We start from the raw sequence: 20,208 nt of genomic DNA on the forward strand, positions 1-20,208 counted from the left end.
TCCTCTAATCCCCTATAACCACAAACAAGCGCCCCCCGGGCCTGAGCCAGGGGGAACGCTTTAAGGAAATCATAGCTATTAGTTTGCCGCACCTTAGTTTTCACGCATTAGTTTTCACGCATTACTTGCCACACATCGCCTATACACGTAGTCTGCACCACACTCACAGCAACGGCGGGTCTCAGCAAATTGCAAAGCCTGCCCAACACAAAATGCCATTCTATATGCGATGCACAGCTCCTGCACCAGAGGCTGACGCAGCAGCAGCGGCACCAAGGCAGAGTATGGGATCGAACGCCCGAATGCCGAGCTGTTCTTCCAGCTCCGCTGCCAGGCCGATGGTGGCGAAGCCTGTGCACGCCAGCACAAGGGCTTCGGCGCCGCGTTCTACGAGCCGGGCAGCACCTGCAAGCGCGCCTGCGCGTCCGGCGGGTGTGTTCAGATCCAGCGTGGTTGTCACGCCGTCGGGGCGGTCCATGCCAACGTAGGCATCGCCGAGAATGCTGCGGATAAGCGGCGGCACCTCTTCCAGAATCGTCAGCACCCCCACCCGGTTGCTGTAAGCCATAGCCATATGGGCCGCGCAGGAGCCCGCTCCCAGCACAGGAACATTCACCACTGCTCTGGCTTCCAAGAGTGCCGGATCGGCAGCACAGCTGATGCCGATAGCCGTGCATCCCTGCTGCTCCAGTTCCCCGGCAAGCCTTATAATCTTCGGAATGGATTCCGCCTCTGTCTGCGCATCATACACACCCTGAGGCTGATCCGGGATGCAGCGGCTCATCACCGGCAGACCATACCGCCGCTCAATTAGATCCCCATGTAACTGAATTGCAGAGCTCTCCTGCAATGTAATAACACGTATGATTCCAAGCATCCTGTCTCCTCCTGATCCGCCTTGATTTAGTTACCGCAAAAGCATAACCAGCCGCCCTATTTCAACCGTAAACAGCAATAGCAGCCGGAAATCCAAAGGTTCACTACAGTGGCGATTGCGCCCACCGTCCAAATCTGTGGTGCGGCTTATTTAACCTTGCAATCAGCAGCTTCCATTCTGCTTACAGTAGTTCCCCAGCCTGCATAATCAGCTTGTTGTCGATATACACATCCGGCTTCATGACCACAGCATCAATATGCACGCCAGCCGCAACGACCCCGCCGAACGTATTATTGCTGCCAAAAGCAACATGGATCGTCCCGTACACCTTCTCATCTTCCAGCACCACGCCTGTAATCCGGGCCTTGTTATTGGTCCCGATGCCGAATTCACCCAGCAGCCGACCATCGCCATCGCCAAGCATGTCCAGCAGCTTGCCGCCATGCTCCCCGCCGGCATGGATCAGCCGTCCATCTTCCACGGTCAGCACCATCGGGCCATCCAGTGCGCCAATCCCTGCTACCGAGCCATCCACCTTAATCTGGCCGCTAGCTGTGCCTTCCAGCGGTGCAATATAAGCTTCACCGGAGGGCAGATTGCCTGACTCTCCCGGATTTAGATATAATCCGGTGCTAAGGATGCCATCCCGGCCGTCAATAGAGAAACTAAGAACCATCCCTTCCTTCTCCACACGCACCCGGCTGCCCGCAGACAACAGCGCAGCGACCTGCTCGGTCAGCGCCTTCACCTGCCCATAATCCGCAGTGATCGCGCCGTGGCTGAACATATCATCGGTGATCCCCGGCATGGTCGCTACCCGGGTTCCCGCTGCGGCTGCCTGCTTACGCGCCGCCGTATGTGTCATCGAGTGGGTCGTGATGCATACGGCCACATCTGCCTTAGCCATAGCTTCGGCAACGGGAGCCGGAGGCTCCTCCCCCGATCTGCTCCGCGGCTGCATAACCAGCAGCATTGATTCCGCTCCCAGCCTTTTGCCCGCCTCATAGACCGACTCGGCCAGATCACGCTTATCATCGTCGGCTACTACAGCCAGCAGTTCTCCGCTGGCAAGCCCGAGACAATCCTTAAGAACATTCATGCTAATTCCAATTCTTGCTTCACTCATCTTCATTTCCTCCCGGGATTAAACCATTTCTGCTATCAGCTTGCCCATCAGGGCATTGGACAGCACGGCGGGCACTCCTGCGGAGGCCGCCCACTGTCTATGCTGCTCCACATATCCCATACAGTCAAGCACTAACACATCCGCATGACCGCTCAGACGCTCTGCTGCGGCGCGAAAATCCGCTTCCGTACCCGTATAAGGTGAAGCCGCAGCGAACGGCAGCCTGGCTCCGGCGCCAGCGAATTTCTCAATCATTGCGTCCTCCTGCTCCGGCAAAGGGCCAATCAGTCCCAGACGACGCCCGTCCAGCATCGCCTGCACGACCGGAGGAATGATCCGGTCCGGCTCAATCAGATGGGCAGCAGACGTATGCAGTCCCGGAAAAACTCCCGTACACGCCAGCAGGATCGTCCGAATCCCAGCGGCTTCCATAGCATCAATCTTCCCTTGGAGAACGGACTGTATCCGCTCCCGCGAGATTACCGCAGCGGACCCGTCCGCCATGCGGGTGGTCAGCACATACTCTCCCGGCCCTGGACTGTAGAATTCACGCACCTGTTCAGCCGTGAACCCGTCCAGCACCCCGGACTGAACCAGTCCCGCCTTGCCTTCCAGATATTTCTCAATGATGGGCGCGACATCCTGCCTGGGTGCTTGCCCAATCGTAATCAGCCCGATATTCTTCATGCGCTTCCCTCCTCTGCTGTCTTGCCTGCTTCTGCTACCCCCAGTGATTGCAGAGCAGGCGCTGAAGGAAATTCAGCGCCTACCTGCAATACCAATATCCAGTTATTGAGAGGTGACTGCCGGTTTGCCCAGCGTCTGCAGCACGCTCATGGAGCCGTACAGCTCGGTAATCTTCGCAAACTCTGCTTCGTTGTAGAAGGAGCATGTCCCCTGCGTTACTTCCTTGGCCGTCTCGATAGCAAAACGCACCGCCTGAGCAATATCCACCTCATGGCTGGCACCGGTACCACAACCCGGAACCATAGACTGGGCAGTAATCGCGAGGCCCACCACCGGAGCAGAGGTAGCTACCGCAGGCTGAAGAATGGAATTGATATGATACAGCCCGTTGCCGTAAGGGGTAATATCCTGAGTCGTCACCGGAAAAGTCACCGGGTACTGCCCGGTCGTCATTTCCTTGATCCGCAGCAAATCTTCGCTGACCCGCAGAATATAGCCTTCTTTAACGGTCGGCGAGATGGCGATTCCTTTGTGGTTAACCACACGGTTGCCTTTGGTCGTATCAATCGATAGAACCGCTTCCATCTCCGGCAGCACTTCATGCTCATTCATCTGCAGAATATCAACAGGGGAATCCATAAAATCCACCGGCTCGTGCGGCAGGGTCGGCGCATCCGGGCAAATATGGGTGGTCACCAGCACATCTCCCAGCAGCACATCCCCTTTGGTCTGCATGTCTGCCAGCTTCAGCGCAGAAGCAATCGCCGCTACCGCACCGTCTGCATCAGAGACCAGGCCAATTCGGCTCGGGCGCGCCCCGATCCCCCCCAGTCTGCCGACAATGCCGAACGTTGGGGCAGATCCGCCGCCAAGCTTGCCTTCGCTGCCCGGGATCGTGATTTTGACGAATTCTGTGCTGCCCTTCTCCCCTTCCACCTTCTGAATCTCAACCTTAACCGCAGGATATTCTGCGAATAACTGCTTGACCTGCTTACCGTTAACATAAGCGCTGTCCAGTGCGTTCAAGACTGTAATCGTTTGATGAAGTGCCATTCTAATTCCTCCCCGGATGCATGCTCATGTTTGTCATGTTTGCATTTATACTATCTCATCCGGCAAAATGTCCACAATGTACCGTCCTGCCAAACTGGAACAGCATTTCTTGTCCTTTGCAGATAAACCTTACGCGCAGAGTACACTCTTACGGCTTACCGCCAATGAATAAAGGTTAATTCTCCCAAGCAGCGAAATATAACAGGGTAATGGTGCTTATTTTCAGACAGGAGGTGCTTCATAGGATGAAGCCTGCACATCAGATTAATAAGGACAAGCTGGTCCAGATTATCAGTGAAGAGGCCCGGCGGACGGGGTTCTCAGGGGTCGTACAAGTGACGGAACAGGAGCATATCCTTGCAGCGGCAGCTTTTGGGATAGCTAATATCGGGGACGTACGGCTCAACCAGGCCCACACCCGCTTCGCCATCGCTTCCGGCAGCAAGTTATTTACCTCCATTGCGGTCTGCCAGCTCGCAGAGCAGGGTTTGTTTTCTTTTGACGCCAAAATACTGGACATTCTGCCGAAGCAGGAATTCCCAATGTTCGACCCGGCAATCACAGTGCATCAACTATTGACTCACAGCTCGGGCATACCGGATTACTTCGATGAAGAAGAGATGGAGGATTTCGCGGCACTGTGGAAGGAGACCCCGATGTACACGCTGAGGCGGCCTGCGGATTTCCTTCCTCTGTTTGCTGGACTTCCTATGAAATTCGTCCCAGGCGGGCGGTTTCACTATAACAATGCAGGATATATCATGCTTGCTATGCTCGTAGAAGCCGTCAGCGGGCAACCGTTCACGGAATATGTAGAACAACATATTTTCCTGCCTTGCGGGATGAAGGATTCCGGTTACTTCGCGCTTGATGCGCTTCCGGCCCACACCGCTCAGGGATACATCGACAGCAGCAATGGGAAAAAGACCAGCAACATCTACTCCATTCCGGTGGTCGGAGGCGGGGACGGGGGGGCATTTGTTACGGCGGCGGATATGCATAAGCTGTGGAGCGGCTTGCTTGAACACAAGCTGTTACAGGCAGAGACCACGGCTCTGCTGCTGACACCGCATATTTATGAGCGAAAGGACAGTTATTACGGTTATGGCGTGTGGATACAAGCCGGCCCCAGCGAAAAGGTGCTTAAGTACCATATCATGGGCTACGATCCCGGGATTAGCTTCCATTCCGCATACTATCCCGAACGTGGCCTAACGATTACTGCTCTCTGTAACAAGAGTAACGGGGCTTACACGATGATGTCCGCTATGGAGGGCTATCTGCCGGTGGGGTAGCGGTATGTTCCGTTTAGAAGTTACGGAGTATGATTCAATTGTCCTCAGATACGCTTATAGCCTTAGCTCAGTTTCTGGGCTAAGGCTATTTTACTTTTAATCTGCTAGGTGGAGTGGGATTAGGGTGTGAACGTAATAATATTGAGATTTCGATTGATAACTGTTGCTGAGGTTATATTGGCATCCGTAGTAACAATTGCACGAACTTGGTAGGATACAGAAGCAGTAGCCGGAGCTGTATCAACATAAGTGTCCGCAATCGGAAAACGTTGCGTTCCCGATGCATTTCCGCTACGGTTAAGTGTTCTGGTAGAGATCAAAGTCGCAGAGCGGTAGATACGAAGTTCAGCAACAAGTGACCAGTTGGACGAAGTGATCGCTTCTAATGATATAGCGTAATCAATTTTCAGCTGCTGAGAGATCACTTCGTTCTGAGTCACCGAAACAACAACGACTTCTGTATTCAAAGGAGGATAGATAGCTATTGAGCCTGTAGTGTTGGTAAATGCCAGTGTAGGTGTACCCGTAGCTCCGGTTGCTCCTGTAGCTCCAGTGACTCCTGTTGTTCCCGTTACACCTGTCGCTCCTGTTACTCCGGTTGCGCCTGTCACTCCTGTGACTCCGGTAACTCCTGTTGTTCCTGTTACACCAGTTGCTCCGGTTGCTCCGGTTGCTCCTGTAGCTCCAGTTGCTCCAGTGACTCCTGTTGCGCCAGTGGTTCCGGTCTCTCCCGTCGCCCCTGTAATTCCAGTTGCCCCGGTGGCTCCCGTTCCTCCCGTAACTCCCGTTACACCTGTGGTCCCCGTAATTCCAGTCGCTCCCGTCGCTCCCGTTACACCTGTGGTCCCGGTCTCACCCGTTGCCCCCGTAATTCCAGTTGCTCCGGTGGCTCCCGTTGCACCCGTAATTCCAGTTGCCCCGGTTGCACCCGTTGCCCCCGTTGCTCCTGTAACTCCAGTTGCCCCGGTCACTCCCGTTACTCCAGTTGCTCCAGTCGCTCCAGTCGCTCCAGTCGCTCCCGTTACACCTGTGGTCCCGGTCTCTCCCGTCGCCCCCGTAACTCCAGTTGCCCCGGTTACTCCCGTTACTCCGGTTGCTCCAGTTGCTCCGGTGGCTCCCGTAACTCCAGTTCCTCCGGTGGCTCCAGTCGCTCCCGTTACACCTGTGGTCCCGGTCTCACCCGTTGCCCCCGTAATTCCAGTTGCTCCGGTTGCACCCGTTGCTCCCGTTACTCCAGTTGCTCCGGTGGCTCCCGTTACACCTGTGGTCCCGGTCTCTCCCGTCGCCCCCGTAATTCCAGTTGCCCCGGTTGCTCCCGTTGCTCCCGTAACTCCAGTTTCCCCGGTTACTCCCGTTACTCCCGTTACTCCAGTTGCTCCGGTGGCTCCCGTAACTCCAGTTGCTCCCGTCGCTCCCGTTACACCTGTGGTTCCGGTCTCTCCCGTCGCCCCCGTAATTCCAGTTGCCCCGGTTACTCCCGTTACTCCCGTTACTCCAGTTGCTCCGGTTGCTCCAGTCGCTCCCGTTACACCTGTGGTCCCGGTTGCTCCCGTAGCTCCAGTCGCTCCTGTTACACCTGTGGTCCCGGTCTCCCCCGTTGCCCCCGTAATTCCAGTTGCTCCGGTTGCACCCGTTGCTCCCGTTGCCCCCGTTGCTCCCGTAAGGCCAGTTGCCCCGGTTACTCCCGTTACTCCAGTTGCTCCGGTGGCTCCGGCGGCTCCCGTAACTCCAGTTCCTCCGGTTGCTCCAGTCGCTCCAGTCGCTCCCGTTACACCTGTCGCCCCGGTGATTCCCGTTCCTCCCGTCAAGCCTGTCGCTCCGGTGGCTCCAGTTACACCAGCCGCTCCCGTTGCCCCTGTCACACCCGCCCCTCCAGAATAACCTAGTAATTCTGCAGAAACTAAGCGATGTGGGGTAGTTAGCTGTCCTGAACTTCCTTTTCCCCATACAGATATTTCCGTGTTATCAACAGCTCCACCAGTGATTGTAAATACAAATTCAAAGGAATTAAGATTACTGTAATAATCTCTGGAAATCACCGTATTGGGTAGAATCTCATCCTGGCTTAAGATAAACAATGATCTCATCCCACTGAGATTGTAACCCTGTGTTAAGACGATCACGGGTTGGGTTGTACTTTGATTGGCGATTATTACAGTCGATGATATCGTTGGTCTTGAGCCGTTTACAGCATTATTCTCAATAGGCCCCGTATTCCATACCGCCATTCCCTGGCCTCCTTCTCTAGAAGTTAGCTGCTCCATCGCTTTAAGAATCATCTTTATAAATGAACTACACATTCATCCAGAACCTATCGGTTCTTTCCATATGAATCCGGTAATAAAATAGTATGTAGTCTATCATATTCATGCTAAATTCAATTGCTTATGCTGTTGACCCTAGTAATCAGTGATTTGGTTCCATTCGTTACGAGATTCAGGCTTATGTAAAGGGAATTACTAGATATGCAGGCAACAGGCGAAGGAATGACCCAGATGTCTTCAGAACTAAATCATCCTAAAGGATGAATAAGATTACCTTCGCGCGAACACAATGTATGCTGTTTTTCACATACATTCGGGCCGTGTGCCTACTTGCGAGTATAATGTATGCTGTTTTTCACATATATTCAGGCCGTGCGCCTGCTTGCGAGCACAATGTATGCTGTTTTTCACATATATTCAGGCCGTGCGCCTGCTTGCGAGCACAATGTATGCTGTTTTTCACATACATTGGATCCATATTCCGCTGTAATAGCCCATTGTATTCGGTTGTAAGCATACCCTCAGCCTTCAGTCACATTCAGCATTAAAGTCCTTCTACGAATCTTTCAAAGAACTCGTATCCACAAATTTACACACACCTTTTCCACAGCAGAAGGAAACTATAGTTTCCTATACAAAAATAAAACAAGCCGTACACCAGCAATCTGCTGATTCGTACGGCTTGTTTGTATAAACGTAGATTCCAAAGTGTACTCCGGTCCGGCTAGTAACGCGTTACCCCGTCCTTGGTCACCAGCGCAAAGACCAGCGGCTGCGGCGGAACTGGCTGGGCGGAGATGCGGTAAGCTTCCAGCACTTTGGCTTCGGCTTCCTGCACCTTACTCTCGCTGGCATCGTTCACATGCAGCACTGCCAGCGTATCACCTGCGGCCACGGCGTCGCCGACCTTCAGCGAGAGCTGAATGCCGACCGCCAGATCGATCACGGACTCCTTCGTCTCGCGTCCGGCACCGAGCAGCATCGCGGCCACACCGATCTCTTCAGCCTGGATGCTCTCCACATAGCCTGCGGTCGCAGCCTTGACCTCGATGAATCTGCGGGCAGCGGGCAAGGTGTCAGGAGAATCAATCTGTGAGACATCGCCGCCCTGGGCTGACACCATCTGCTTGAACTTAGCGAGGGCGCTGCCGTCTTCGATATGGGACAGCAGCATAGAGCGCGCTTCTTCCTCATCCTTCGCCTTGCCGCCGAGCACCAGCATCTGGCTGCCCAGGATCAGGCAGACCTCCTGCAGATCCTTCGGCCCGTGACCGTTCAAGGTCTCGATGCCCTCCTTGATCTCCAGGGCATTGCCGATACCGAAGCCCAGCGGCTGGTCCATATCGCTGATGACCGCTACCGTGTTGCGGCCAAGGTGAGTGCCGATATCCACCATGGCCTGGGCCAGCGCGATGGAATCGTCCAGCGTCTTCATGAATGCGCCGCTGCCAGTCTTCACATCCAGCACGATGGCGTCTGCGCCTGCGGCGATCTTCTTGCTCATGACGGAGCTGGCAATCAACGGAATCGATTCCACCGTGGCCGTCACATCACGCAGGGCATACAGCTTCTTGTCCGCCGGCGTGATGTTGCCGGACTGGCCGATCACCGCCGCGCCGATCTCGCCCACCTGGGCGAAGAACCGTTCCCGGTCCATCTCCACCGAGAATCCCGTGATCGACTCCAGCTTGTCCAGTGTGCCTCCGGTGTGGCCGAGGCCGCGCCCGGACATTTTGGCTACCGGAACTCCGGCCGCTGCGACCAGCGGTGCAAGCACCACGGTCGTCTTATCACCCACGCCTCCGGTAGAATGCTTGTCCACCTTGATGCCCGCAATCGGGCTAAGGTCCACCTGGTCGCCGGACATTGCCATCTCCAGGGTCAGGTCGCCGGTCTCCCGCGCGTTCATTCCGCGGAAATACACGGCCATTGCCCAGGCGGAAATTTGATAATCCGGGATTTCCCCTTTGCTGTAGCCTTGAATCAGGAACGCTATTTCTTCGCGGCTAAGCTCACCGCCGTCTCTTTTCTTCTGAATAAGATCAACAGCACGCATTAGATCTGTACCTCACGGACGAAGGAGCGCACCAGTCCGATGAATTTTGGCTTGGTCAGGTTCGCCACTTTTACTACCTGCTCATGGGTGAGCGGCTCCAGCTCATCGCCGATCGCCATGTCAGTGATACAGGTAATGCCGAGCACGCGCAGCTTGCTGTGACTGGCCACGATAACCTCCGGCACGGTGGACATTCCCACGGCATCGCCGCCGAGATAGGCCAGCATTTTCAGCTCAGCCGGGGTCTCATAAGTAGGACCGCTGATGCCGGCATATACGCCTTCCTGCAGCACAAGCGCTTCACCGTCCACACCTGTAACGCCCCCTGCAAGCTTCTTCGCCAATGCAATATATTCAGGGTCATAGGCACTGGACATATCAGGGAACCTTACGCCCAGCTCCGGATCATTCGGTCCGATCAGCGGGTTGTCGCCGGTCATATTGAGGTGGTCGGTAATCAGCATCAGGTCACCTGCCTTGAACGCTCTGTTCATCCCGCCGCCTGCGTTGGTAATAACAAGGGTACCGATGCCCAGCTTAGCCATTACATAGACCGGAAGAACTACCTTGCGCATCTCATAACCTTCATAGTAGTGAAAACGGCCCTGCATGATCATAACATCCTTGCCTTCCAGCTTACCGATCACAAACCGTCCGGCATGGCCTTCTACCGTTGAACGGGGGAAATGCGGAATTTCTTCATAAGGCAGGTAGACTGCATCTTCGATCTGATCGCCCAGGTCGCCAAGACCTGAACCCAGAATAAGGCCGATTGCCGGTGTATAACCGCCGAATTTAGACTGAATATAAGCAGCGGCTTCCTTCACTTGTGTGCCGTATGGGATTGTTGTTGGTGTTGTCATCGATTGTTCCTCCCGGATATGAATTGTGTATAGAATAACGCGTATGTGAAGCAGTACCTACATTTTGGGAATAAAAGCAAGCACAAGCTTCAGGAACTGCTCGCGCACACGCTCAGCCGTCTCCATCACCTCTGCATGATTCAGCGGCTGCGGCAGAATACCGGCGGCCATGTTGGTGATACAGGAAATGCCCAGCACTTCAATCCCGGCATGACGGGCAACGATGGTCTCGGATACGGTCGACATGCCTACGGCATCTGCTCCCTGGCGGCGCAGCATCACGATCTCGGCAGGCGTCTCATAGTTCGGTCCGAGCAGACCGGCATATACGCCTTCTTTGAACTCGAAATTCAGGGCGGCGGCAGCTTCCTTGGCGGCTGCAATCAGACGCGGGCTGTACGCCGAGGACATATCCGGGAACCGTACGCCCAGCGCATTGTCATTCGGTCCGCTCAGCGGATTGCGGCCAGTAAGGTTCAAATGATCTGTGATTAGCATGAGATCGCCCGGTGTGTATTCCGTGTTGACGCCACCGGCAGCGTTGGTGACCAGCAGGCTGGTTACGCCCAGCTCCTTCATCACCCGTACCGGGAATGCTGTAACCTCAGGGCCGTAGCCTTCATACATGTGGAAGCGGCCCTTCATCATGACCACGCGGCGGCCTTCGATCATGCCGATCAACAGCTCACCTTCATGTCCTTCTACCGTGGACACCGGGAAATGAGGAATCTCATGATAAGGAATAACGACTTCATCTGTGATCAGATCCGCCAGAATGCCTAGGCCGGAGCCCAGGATCAGCCCGATTTCAGGGGCGACGGTGCATTTATCTTTAATATATACGGCGGCTTCTTGAATTTTGCTTGAGGTTATAGTGGTCATGGGTTACACTCCTTCTTTTTTCAAAAAATCCAGTTCAAGCTGTGGTGTGATTACTGTAATTCAGACAAAAAGCTTGTCCCGTACTGCGGAGCCTTCGCCCCGAAGTTATCGGCGATTGTGGCGGCCACATCCGAGAAGGTCTGGCGGATGCCCAGGCTGCCGGGAGTCTTGAATCGCGGGCTGTAGACCAGGAGCGGCACATACTCGCGCGTGTGGTCCGTTCCGGCATGGATCGGGTCATTGCCATGGTCTGCGGAGATGATCAGCAGATCATCCTCACCGAGCGTACTGAGCAGCTCAGGCAGCGCCTGATCGAATACCTCCAGCGCGCGGCCGTAGCCTTCCGGATCACGGCGGTGGCCGTAGAGGGAATCGAAGTCCACCAGATTAGTGAACAGGAATCCGTTAAACGGCTTGCGCAGCTCGTCGATGGTAATCTGGATGCCGTGTTCATTGCTTTTGGTCGGATAGGTTGCGGTTACCCCTTCGCCGGTAAAAATATCATTGATCTTACCCACAGCAATCACATCCTTGCCGATATCCTCCAGAGCGTTCATCACTGTCGGCTCCGGCGGCTTCACCGCATAATCATGGCGGTTCGGCGTGCGCACGAAGTTGCCCGGCTCGCCCACATAAGGGCGGGCAATCACGCGGCCTACGGAGAACTCGGGAGCCATCGTCAGCTCACGGGCGATTTTGCAGGCGCTGTATAGCTCCTCCAGAGGGATGATATCTTCATGCGCTGCAAGCTGGAACACGCTGTCCGCCGAAGTATAGACAATCCATGCGCCCGTCTTCATCTGCTCCTCGCCGTATTCCACAAGAATCTCCGTGCCGGAGGCCGGCTTGTTGCCGATGACCTTGCGTCCGGTAGCCGCTTCGAATTTCTCGATCAGCTCCGCAGGGAAGCCGTCGAAGTAGGTGTTAAAAGGAACCTCAATCTTCAGTCCCATCAGCTCCCAGTGTCCGGTCATGGTGTCCTTGCCTACGGATACCTCCTGCATTTTGCCGTAGTAGCCTGTAGGGGCCGTTACCGGTTCAAGCGGCGGCAGCGGGGCAATATTCGCCAGCCCGAGCTGCTGCAGATTCGGAAGCTTAAGACCCGGAACCCGTTCCAGAATATGTCCGAGCGTATGGGAGCCTGTATCTCCGAAATTAGCAGCATCCGGCGCTTCACCGATACCTACACTGTCCAGAACAATAAATCCGATGCGTTTAAATGAGGACATTGCCGTCTTCACTCCTTTTATAGTTTGCATAATCTTGCCGTCTGCTCTAAGCATGAAGAAACTCCGGGAGAACCTCTCCCGGGAGCGATTTCTTCAGTATGATTCCATCATAGCTTTCTTACTCACAAAAAGCATCTTTTCGGCCCAATCCGATCCGCCCGCCCGTTATTCCTAAGGTCTCTCATCCTTGTACAGCCGGCTATTTCGCCCGGGGATGATGATTCTCGTAGACCTCCTTCATATTCTTGCGGGCAATCCCGCTGTAGATCTGAGTGGTCGAACTATCGGAATGGCCCAGCATCTGCTGCACAGAGCGCAGGTCCGCCCCGCCTTCCAGCAGATGCGCAGCGAAGGAGTGGCGCAGAGTATGCGGTGTGATGTCCTGCTCAATCTGAGCTTCACGCGCGTATTTTTTGATGATTTTCCAAAAGCCCTGACGGGTCAGCCGTCCGCCCAGACTATTCAGGAACAGCGCAGGCTCCTCCCGGCTCGCACGCAGCAGCTTGTCCCGCATTCCCGAGGTATAACGGGCCACGCAATCAGCCGCAATCACGCCGATCGGGACCACACGCTCCTTGCCGGAGGCGCCGCTGCAGCGTGCGAACCGCAAGGATGTGTTCACATCCTCCACATTCATCGAGATCAGCTCCGTCACACGGATACCCGTCGCATACAGCAGCTCCAGCATTGCCTTATCGCGCATCCCCTGGGGAGCAGCTTCATCCGGAGCCGCCAGCAGACGCTCGATCTCCGCAATGCTGAGAATGATCGGCGGCTTGTAACTCGGCTTAATGGCTTCCATATCCAGCGTAGGATCTTGGCCAATCAGCCGTTCCTTCATCAAAAAATGAAAATAGGCGCGCAGCGATACCGTATTCCGGTTCACCGTGGCTGCTGCCTTCCCTGCTCCGCGCAGGGCACCCAGATAGAGCATGATATGCGTTCTTCTAATATCTTCGGCCGCGTCCAGGCCCCGCTCTTCCGTAAACTCCAGAAACTGCGAAATATCCCGTCCATAGGATTCCAGCGTACTAGGAGACAATCCTTTGTCCCCGGACAAATACTGCATAAACGGCTGTAAGTATGACTTCATCAATTCACGCTCCTGTCAGACTCAGGCTGCTTCATGCAGCTTCGCAGCGGGTTGAGATCCAGCAGCCGGAACAGCGTTGTTCCATGACATGCTATAGATTGATTCGACATACTTCTCCCTTAATCCTGCAATCCGGCCCGTTACTCCCCGTACCAGTAAAAAAGGCGCAGGCGATCCCCCGCACTTATCCCCTGTTCCCCATACTGGACATCCTGAAACGCCCGGACAGCGGTGCCTTCCGGAATCTCAACATTGCGGGCCGGACTGATCCATGCGCTAACCCAGCTCAAAACATAATACAGCACACAGCTTACCGCCACAAGCATCGTCATGAAATACAGCCGCCGCACCGTGCGGGGCAGAGAAATAATCATCCAGGCAGCCTCCTCAAAATGATATCAGCATCTGCATCATCATCCTGCATATGCTTCCCTTCTGCTGCACTTGGGTAAGTGCAGGCAAGTGCGGCGAGTAGAAAGAATGCGGGCAGAAGGAATGTGAGCAGAACTCGTCCTTCACTTTATGCGCCGGAGGGACGTGTTATGTATGTTAAGTAATATTTGGCTCCCTGGCCGCTCTCACTGAGACGGCTCTGCCGAAATCAGGTGCACTTTTACACCTTATTCGCCTGTTTAGTCCACGTTTGCCAAAATCAGGTGCACTAATGCTCTTCATTTGCTCAATATAGCGTACTTGGGCTGAATTCAGGGGCACTTGTGCTCTTCATTTGCCCGTTTAGCCGACTTTGGCTGAATTCAGGGGCACTTGTGCTCTTCATTACTCTCCTTCAACTGCCCGTCCAGCACACTTTTAGTGAATTTAGTGGGATTTATCCCTTTCTTTTCTTCGTCCTGTCCACTTTCAGCCAATTAAAAGGGATTTATCCCTTTCTTTTCCTCATCCAGCTCACTTTCAGCCAATTCAAAGGGATTTATCCCTTTCTTTTCCTCATCCAGCCCACTTTCAGCGGATTCAAAGGGATTTATCCCTTTCATTCCCCGCTACAGCCCACTTTCAGCGAATTCAATGGGATTTATCCCTTTCATTCCCCGCCGCAGCCCACTTTCCTTGCTCTCCCGGCAATCAAAAAGCTCCCCTCCAGCCATTCAGCCGGGGGAGAGCTTGCGCGGTCATGCTTCATCTGAAGATGAGCTTAGGAATATCGCAATGAAGCATTCTTAAGTCCACGTTCTATATACGCTTATTCGGGAGTATTGTCCTCTGCCGGATTCTTATCCTTGCAGCGGTGGCATATTCCGTGAAAATCAAGTCTATGATCAACCACCGTGAAGTTGTATTCCTGCTCCAGCCGCTCTTCCAGCGGTCCGAGCCAATCCTCACGAATCTCATCCATACTTCCGCACTGCACACAAATCAAATGATGATGATGATGCTTCGCCGTATCCGTACGCAGATCATAGCGGGCCACACCGTCTCCGAAATTGATCTTCTCCACGACATGAAGCTCGCTAAGCAGTTCCAGGGTACGATACACGGTGGCAAGACCGATCTCGGGCGCCTTTTCTTTCACAAGCATAAATACATCTTCCGCACTTAAATGATCATCCTCGTTCTCCAGGAGAACTCTTAAGGTCGCTTCCCGTTGAGGTGTAAGCTTGTATCCTTGGGATTGTAGTTGTTGCTTAATCTTGTCTATTCGGGCTTCCATTGTCTGCCTCCCCCTTGGAAAATTACCACACCGGGCTTCAAGCCACTTCTTCCATTATAGGGGGATTTCCTTTAAGAAGTCAAACGGTTTTAGTATCTCGACAGGGCTGGCCCATTCATTCACAGATCCTCCATATTTGAAAATTCTTCCTCATCCGGCCGACACCAGAAGAGGCGTCACCCAGCGCATCATCACCGGAGTCACGTAAGCCTCGAAGCCCGAGATTCCCATCACCAGCAGCGCCATCCCCAGCGAGAGCAGCGTATACATCATGAACGGATGAGTCACCTGCGTGCGGCGCTGCTGTCCCAGTACCCGGCTGCGGATCATTAGCAGGGAGAAACCGAGGGCCGCCGCGCTGCATACCAGCAGCACTGGAATCAGCACCAGATTATGCGGAGCGACGGAGACCAGGGCGAACAGCATACCGTGCCAGGAATATTGGCTGACGAGAGTGCCGACGGTGAAGCCGATCAGCACGCCTTTGAGGAAATCCAGAATTAGAATGCCCGGAAGTCCGATCACGGACAAGCCGAGCACCCAGATCAGGCCGACCCACTTCAGATGAAAGGCGGCGATGCTCCAGTATGAATCCTGCGCGGCAGGCAGTCCCTGCTGATCGACCGTCACGAAGAAATTGCTTAAGTAATCGCCCAGCTCCTGCTGCTGATCCAGCGTAAGCGCAGTGACGATAAGCGCTCCGAAGACCACCCCGACCAGAAATAATACCGCGACAAAAATATATAGAGGCGTCTGTTCCTTCACCATCAGCTTTAGACTGCGCACCCTGACATTCCCCTTTCCGGTCACATGTTACACCATATGAGGGAATGTCCTGATCTATGACTTGTCCTTAGTTCTTGAGCACCTTGCCGTAGGTGCCTCCGCCACCCGAGGAGAGCACGAGCTGTCCTGTACGGGCCAGCACGATCAGCCCGGCCAGCTCCGCTCCCGCTACAGCGGCAAGCTCGGCTTCCGCAGCCCGGTGCAGAATGTTCATCTCTGTGCCAAAAGCCTCCAGCAGCTGGTTCAGCTTACGCTTGCCGAGGCCGGGAATGAACTCCAGCGGCACCTGGTAATGGTACGCAGGCCGATATTCCGGAACCTGCGGCAGCGGACGGTCGGCAATGTGCAGAATGCGGTCCAGCACACCCTGGACCAGCTTCGGACTGCCGCAATACGGGCAGCGCTCCGAGGTGCTGTAGGCTTCATCGATGATGCTGCCGCAGCCGCCGCAGTAGGTCCGGTGATATTTGCCCAGCCGGGGATTCAGCCCGAAGTTGGCGCTGACCCTGCGTCCTTCCGAGCGCCGGAGCGCCAGCTTCAGCTCCTCGAAGGAGGGCTCCCGCATCTCGATGACATTGTACTCGCGGCCGATTTTGCCGAGGGAATGAGCATCGGAATTGGTCAGGAAGCTGTAACGGTCAAGCTCCGAGATATACCCTGCCATCTCTGAATCCGCACTGAGGCCAAGCTCCACCGCCGCGATGCGGTCCAGATCGAATAACTCAGCCATCCGCTCGGCCGCGCAGCCATAGAGCCCCTTATGAGGCGTGAAAATATGTGCCGGAATCAGCAGCCCGCCCCGCCCGGTAATCTCGTCCTGAAGCACCCTGGAAGGGGCGTACAGGCGCTGCGAGCTGAGATTCACATTACGCATATGGGCGCTCATCCAGGTGCTGAAATCCTCCATCGTTCCAAGGTCCGGCATGAAGGCCAGGACATGGCACTCCCGTCGCCCGGGCTCACGGATCTCGATCTCGGTTCCCAGCAGGATCGTTGTCCCCCGGTACGCAATTCCGCCGCCTGCGGCTATCGTCATTTCACCGGAATCCAGCGCGGTATGAATATCACGCAGCACGCCCGGTGAGTGGCTGTCGATAATGCCGATCAGGCCAATCCCCTTGCGCTCCGCCGCTTCCCGGGCAATCCCGGCGAAGGTCAGATCACGGCTGCCGCTGATTTTGACCGCCTGGCCCTCCGAAGTCCGTCCGATATGCACATGCAGATCGCAGTAGACGTTGCTGAGCTCCGCCGCTAGTGCCATTGGCCTGTCAGCGTGTAGAGATGCCAGGCATAGACCGCCATCATCGTCTTGGCATCGGCAATACGTCCGTCCGCAATGTACTGGTAGGCTTCCTCCAGCGTCAGCTCGGAGACCTCCAGGAACTCATCCTCATCCAGCGCCATCTCGCCCGGCTGGGCATCCTCGGTCACATAGAGGTGAATGATCTCGTCGGCGAAGCCGGGCGAGGTGTAGAACGACTTCAGCAGCTTCAGCCCCCCGCTATGAAAGCCGGTCTCCTCCTGAAGCTCACGGCCCGCAGCCGCCAGCGGATCTTCACCCGGGTCCAGCTTGCCTGCGGGAATCTCCACCTCGGTACGGTGCATCGGCTGACGGTACTGCTCCACGACCAGCATTTTACCTTGGTTCAAGGCCAGCACGGCTACAGCTCCAGGGTGCTTCACGACCTCGCGGGTTGCGGTGTTGCCGTCAGGAAGCCTCACGGTATCCACCTGAAGCGAAATAATGTGGCCTGCAAAAATCGGCTTCGTTGACAATGTTTCTTCATCCAATGCGGGGTTGCGGTTTATTTCATCTTTTTTCATAGATTTGTGGTCTCCTTTGGCATCGTTATGCATAGGGTGTATTATAGCAAACTTAAGAAGAAAGAAGGAATGCAGGCATGAATAACATCCTTGTCCAAGCAAGCTCATCCGCAGTTACAATGGTAGGTAAACCGGAACAGATTATGGCCGTAATGGCCGGGTGGATGAAGCAATACGGGCGCGATATGCCCCTCTCTTACATCCTGCTGCTCCAGGCAGATTCGCGGATCAAAGCTTCCAAGGCTGGATAATGCCGCTTCGTTCTTCCGGTCAGCGTCTATAATATTCCAGAGTATAAGAAGGAGCTGTCTCCCGGATCATCCCGGAAGCAGCTCCTGTTTATTATTTGTTATGCGGCAGCAGACCGCCTTGGTACTAGCCTTGGCATGAACGGGTCCCTCCTGCACAGTGTCTTGATCGGCTCAGCCCTTCTGGCTCTCGGCCACAATGGCAACAACCAGGCTGGCCACCTTGACGATGTCTGCGGCCTTGATCCGCTCCTTCGTAGTGTGAATATCCTCGTAGCCAACCGCCAGATTCACAACCGGAACATTCAGCCCGTTGAACACATTGGCATCACTGCCGCCGCCGGAAGCGAACAGCCGGGTCGTCAGACCCAGCGAAGTGATCGCCCGGTCAGCCAATTGAACAACCGGATCATTCCCATTAAAGCTGAACGCCGGATAGATCATCTCGCTGCGGAATTCACTCTGCGCACCGTGGTCGCGTGCGGTAGTCTCCAGCGCCTCACGCATAGACGCAATCTGCTTCTCTACCTTCTCCTGCACAATACTGCGGGCCTCCGCATCCAGCTGAACATGATCGCAGACCACATTCGTCGGTCCGCCGCCGGCGAATTTGCCGATATTCGCTGTCGTCTCGTTGTCGATCCGTCCAAGCTTCATAGCCGAGATCGCTTTGCTCGCTACCTGAATGGCGCTGATGCCATCCTCCGGGTTCACGCCTGCATGGGCGGATTTGCCGAAGATCTGCATCGTGACCTTCGCCTGTGCCGGTGCTGCAATCGCAATGGCTCCCACTTCTCCGTTGGAATCCAGCGCGAAGCCCATATCTGCATCCAGATGCGCCGGGTCCATGGCGCGTGCGCCCATCAGCCCCGACTCTTCGCCTGCCGTAATGACGAACTGAATCTGGCCGTGCGGCAGCTTCTGCTCCTGAATGACCCGGATCGCTTCGAACAGGGCAGCCAGTCCCGCTTTGTCATCCGCTCCAAGAATGGTGCTGCCATCACTTCGAATCCAGCCGTCTTCCCCCAGGGCAGGCTTGATCTTCTGGCCGGGTACCACGGTATCCATATGGCACGTGAACAGCAGCTTCGGCGCGCTCACACCGCTGTCCGCAGGCCAGGTCACGAACAGGTTGCCGGCTCCGTGCCCCGTTCTCTCCTGCGAATCGTCCTCCGCCGCAGTCAGCCCCAGGCTGCTGAACTTCTCCTTGAGCACATCGGCAATCTGCCGTTCATTCCGGGTCTCACTGTCAATCTGGACAAGCTCCATGAACTCATGGATCAATCGGTCTTCTGATATCATATGGACTTCCCTCTCTTTCTCAGATACGTTACAATGGTTGTACTGCGTTCAATTGTGGGCTTATGCTCATAACTTAAACTAATCTCAAAGGAGTCACTCATGCAACGACAAAAATGGTTCCGCATTATCATCTACATCATGCTGTTCGCTATGATCGCCTCTACGGTGCTGTTCGTCATCGAACCGTTCCTCGCAGGTTAATCACGCTTAGCGCTTAAGTAACAGCGTCCGGGTTCCCCGGGCGCTGTTTGGCTATACGGAAACTGCTCCAGGAAATAGGGCACCAGCTCTTCAGCGACCGTCCCGATGTCAAAAGCGCGCCCTGTACATTCCTCAAGCGAGGTCACTCCGTATTCCGCAATCCCGCAAGGGATAATGCCTGTGAAGCCGCTTTGCCCGATCCCGGCCGATACGTTGAAGGCGAAGCCATGACTGGTGACAAACCCACGGCGGAATTTACACTTGTTGAACTTTACGCCGATGGCACAGATTTTCTCATCACCGACCCACACCCCGGTATACCCCTGCTTGCGGGTTCCCGTAATGCCATAGGCCTCCAGATACGCAATAATCACCGACTCCAGCTTGCGCAGATAGCCATGCAGATCAACCTTACCGTTCTCGCCCAGCTTCAAAAGCGGGTACCCGACCAGCTGGCCGGGCCCGTGATATGTAATATCTCCCCCGCGGTCAATCTCAAACAGCGCAATGCCCTGCTGCCTGAGCTGTTCCCCGCTGAGGAGCAGATGCTCCGGATGATTCTGCGAACCGATGGTGTATGTGGGCGGATGCTGCAAAAGAATCAGCTGCTCGGAAGCAGTGCCCGCGTCAATCGCATGCACCGCTTCCTTTTGCAACTCCCAGGCCGCTCCGTACTCCATCACCGGAAGAATGGTAACTGTAAGTTTTCTTAGGTTCAGATTCTCCATGATCTAAGTTCCCCTTTGCTTCTCA

Annotated in this window: 20 protein-coding genes; 3 read left to right on the forward strand and 17 right to left on the reverse strand. The window is 55.0% G+C overall.

From position 1 onward, the window contains the following. Nucleotides 1-220: 220 nt before the first annotated feature. From MKY86_RS19705 to MKY86_RS19720, 4 genes are all read right to left on the reverse strand, one after another. Complete coding sequence (locus MKY86_RS19705; RefSeq protein ID WP_076086865.1) at nucleotides 221-877, reverse strand: aspartate/glutamate racemase family protein; 657 nt, start codon at nucleotides 875-877, stop codon at nucleotides 221-223. 181 nt (nucleotides 878-1,058) lie between these two features. Continuing rightward, complete coding sequence (locus MKY86_RS19710) at nucleotides 1,059-2,003, reverse strand: aminopeptidase (protein ID WP_076086868.1); 945 nt, start codon at nucleotides 2,001-2,003, stop codon at nucleotides 1,059-1,061. A gap of 18 nt (nucleotides 2,004-2,021) precedes the next feature. After that, entirely contained in the window at nucleotides 2,022-2,690 is a 669-nt protein-coding gene (locus tag MKY86_RS19715) for an AroM family protein (RefSeq protein WP_076086871.1), read from the reverse strand. A 102-nt stretch (nucleotides 2,691-2,792) separates the two neighbouring features. After that, the gene (locus MKY86_RS19720; RefSeq protein ID WP_076086874.1) at nucleotides 2,793-3,743 is read right to left on the reverse strand and encodes a DUF1177 domain-containing protein; all 951 of its coding nucleotides are present in this window, start codon (nucleotides 3,741-3,743) and stop codon (nucleotides 2,793-2,795) included. 245 nt (nucleotides 3,744-3,988) lie between these two features. Between MKY86_RS19720 and MKY86_RS19725 the strand changes: the two genes are divergently transcribed. Continuing rightward, nucleotides 3,989-5,038, forward strand: a complete 1,050-nt coding sequence (locus MKY86_RS19725) for a serine hydrolase domain-containing protein (protein ID WP_076086877.1) — start codon at nucleotides 3,989-3,991, stop codon at nucleotides 5,036-5,038. 119 nt (nucleotides 5,039-5,157) lie between these two features. On the opposite strand, the gene MKY86_RS19730 is transcribed toward MKY86_RS19725, so the two are convergent. The 11 genes from MKY86_RS19730 to MKY86_RS19780 form a co-directional block, all read right to left on the reverse strand. Continuing rightward, nucleotides 5,158-7,266 carry a collagen-like triple helix repeat-containing protein gene (locus tag MKY86_RS19730; protein ID WP_340827351.1) on the reverse strand — a complete coding sequence of 703 codons (2,109 nt, stop codon included), beginning with the start codon at nucleotides 7,264-7,266 and terminating at the stop codon, nucleotides 5,158-5,160. 760 nt (nucleotides 7,267-8,026) lie between these two features. After that, nucleotides 8,027-9,358 (reverse strand): pyrimidine-nucleoside phosphorylase, encoded by a 1,332-nt coding sequence (locus MKY86_RS19735; RefSeq protein WP_076086441.1) that lies wholly within the window; start codon nucleotides 9,356-9,358, stop codon nucleotides 8,027-8,029. Continuing rightward, nucleotides 9,358-10,221, reverse strand: coding sequence for a purine-nucleoside phosphorylase (locus tag MKY86_RS19740; protein WP_076086444.1), 864 nt, complete (start codon nucleotides 10,219-10,221; stop codon nucleotides 9,358-9,360). Before MKY86_RS19740 ends, MKY86_RS19735 begins: the two co-directional genes overlap by 1 nt. Nucleotides 10,222-10,278: 57 nt before the next feature. Beyond that, nucleotides 10,279-11,103 carry a purine-nucleoside phosphorylase gene (locus tag MKY86_RS19745; protein WP_036732029.1) on the reverse strand — a complete coding sequence of 275 codons (825 nt, stop codon included), beginning with the start codon at nucleotides 11,101-11,103 and terminating at the stop codon, nucleotides 10,279-10,281. Nucleotides 11,104-11,153: 50 nt separating this feature from the next. After that, nucleotides 11,154-12,332 (reverse strand): phosphopentomutase, encoded by a 1,179-nt coding sequence (deoB, locus tag MKY86_RS19750; RefSeq protein WP_076086447.1) that lies wholly within the window; start codon nucleotides 12,330-12,332, stop codon nucleotides 11,154-11,156. A 199-nt stretch (nucleotides 12,333-12,531) separates the two neighbouring features. Next, nucleotides 12,532-13,425, reverse strand: coding sequence for a site-specific tyrosine recombinase XerD (xerD, locus tag MKY86_RS19755; RefSeq protein WP_076086450.1), 894 nt, complete (start codon nucleotides 13,423-13,425; stop codon nucleotides 12,532-12,534). Nucleotides 13,426-13,565: 140 nt separating this feature from the next. After that, nucleotides 13,566-13,799, reverse strand: a complete 234-nt coding sequence (locus MKY86_RS19760) for a DUF4227 family protein (RefSeq protein WP_076086452.1) — start codon at nucleotides 13,797-13,799, stop codon at nucleotides 13,566-13,568. A gap of 827 nt (nucleotides 13,800-14,626) precedes the next feature. Beyond that, nucleotides 14,627-15,094, reverse strand: coding sequence for a ferric iron uptake transcriptional regulator (gene fur, locus MKY86_RS19765; protein WP_036732017.1), 468 nt, complete (start codon nucleotides 15,092-15,094; stop codon nucleotides 14,627-14,629). Between the two features lie 150 nt (nucleotides 15,095-15,244). Continuing rightward, nucleotides 15,245-15,880, reverse strand: coding sequence for a stage II sporulation protein M (gene spoIIM / locus MKY86_RS19770; RefSeq protein ID WP_076086458.1), 636 nt, complete (start codon nucleotides 15,878-15,880; stop codon nucleotides 15,245-15,247). 67 nt (nucleotides 15,881-15,947) lie between these two features. Beyond that, complete coding sequence (locus tag MKY86_RS19775) at nucleotides 15,948-17,141, reverse strand: endonuclease Q family protein (protein WP_076086461.1); 1,194 nt, start codon at nucleotides 17,139-17,141, stop codon at nucleotides 15,948-15,950. Then, nucleotides 17,132-17,704: an NUDIX domain-containing protein gene (locus MKY86_RS19780; protein ID WP_051493868.1), complete on the reverse strand. Its 573-nt coding sequence runs from the start codon at nucleotides 17,702-17,704 to the stop codon at nucleotides 17,132-17,134. The genes MKY86_RS19775 and MKY86_RS19780 overlap by 10 nt, the downstream gene beginning before the upstream one ends. Before the next feature lie 77 nt (nucleotides 17,705-17,781). Here MKY86_RS19780 and MKY86_RS19785 point away from each other — a divergent pair, with 77 nt between their 5' ends. Next, nucleotides 17,782-17,955, forward strand: coding sequence for a hypothetical protein (locus MKY86_RS19785; RefSeq protein ID WP_340827352.1), 174 nt, complete (start codon nucleotides 17,782-17,784; stop codon nucleotides 17,953-17,955). 171 nt (nucleotides 17,956-18,126) lie between these two features. Here the strand turns inward: MKY86_RS19785 and MKY86_RS19790 are convergent, their stop codons facing one another. Further along, entirely contained in the window at nucleotides 18,127-19,254 is a 1,128-nt protein-coding gene (locus MKY86_RS19790) for a M20/M25/M40 family metallo-hydrolase (protein ID WP_076086465.1), read from the reverse strand. Between the two features lie 99 nt (nucleotides 19,255-19,353). Between MKY86_RS19790 and prli42 the strand changes: the two genes are divergently transcribed. Then, the gene (gene prli42, locus MKY86_RS19795; RefSeq protein WP_143803916.1) at nucleotides 19,354-19,455 is read left to right on the forward strand and encodes a stressosome-associated protein Prli42; all 102 of its coding nucleotides are present in this window, start codon (nucleotides 19,354-19,356) and stop codon (nucleotides 19,453-19,455) included. Here prli42 and lipB read toward each other — a convergent pair. Then, complete coding sequence (lipB, locus tag MKY86_RS19800) at nucleotides 19,452-20,183, reverse strand: lipoyl(octanoyl) transferase LipB (protein WP_143803917.1); 732 nt, start codon at nucleotides 20,181-20,183, stop codon at nucleotides 19,452-19,454. The two genes, prli42 and lipB, sit on opposite strands and share 4 nt — an antisense overlap. Nucleotides 20,184-20,208 lie beyond the last annotated feature (25 nt).

It is taken from the genome of Paenibacillus sp. FSL R7-0333 (genome assembly GCF_038000365.1).
GTDB lineage: Bacteria > Bacillota > Bacilli > Paenibacillales > Paenibacillaceae > Paenibacillus_AQ > Paenibacillus_AQ silagei.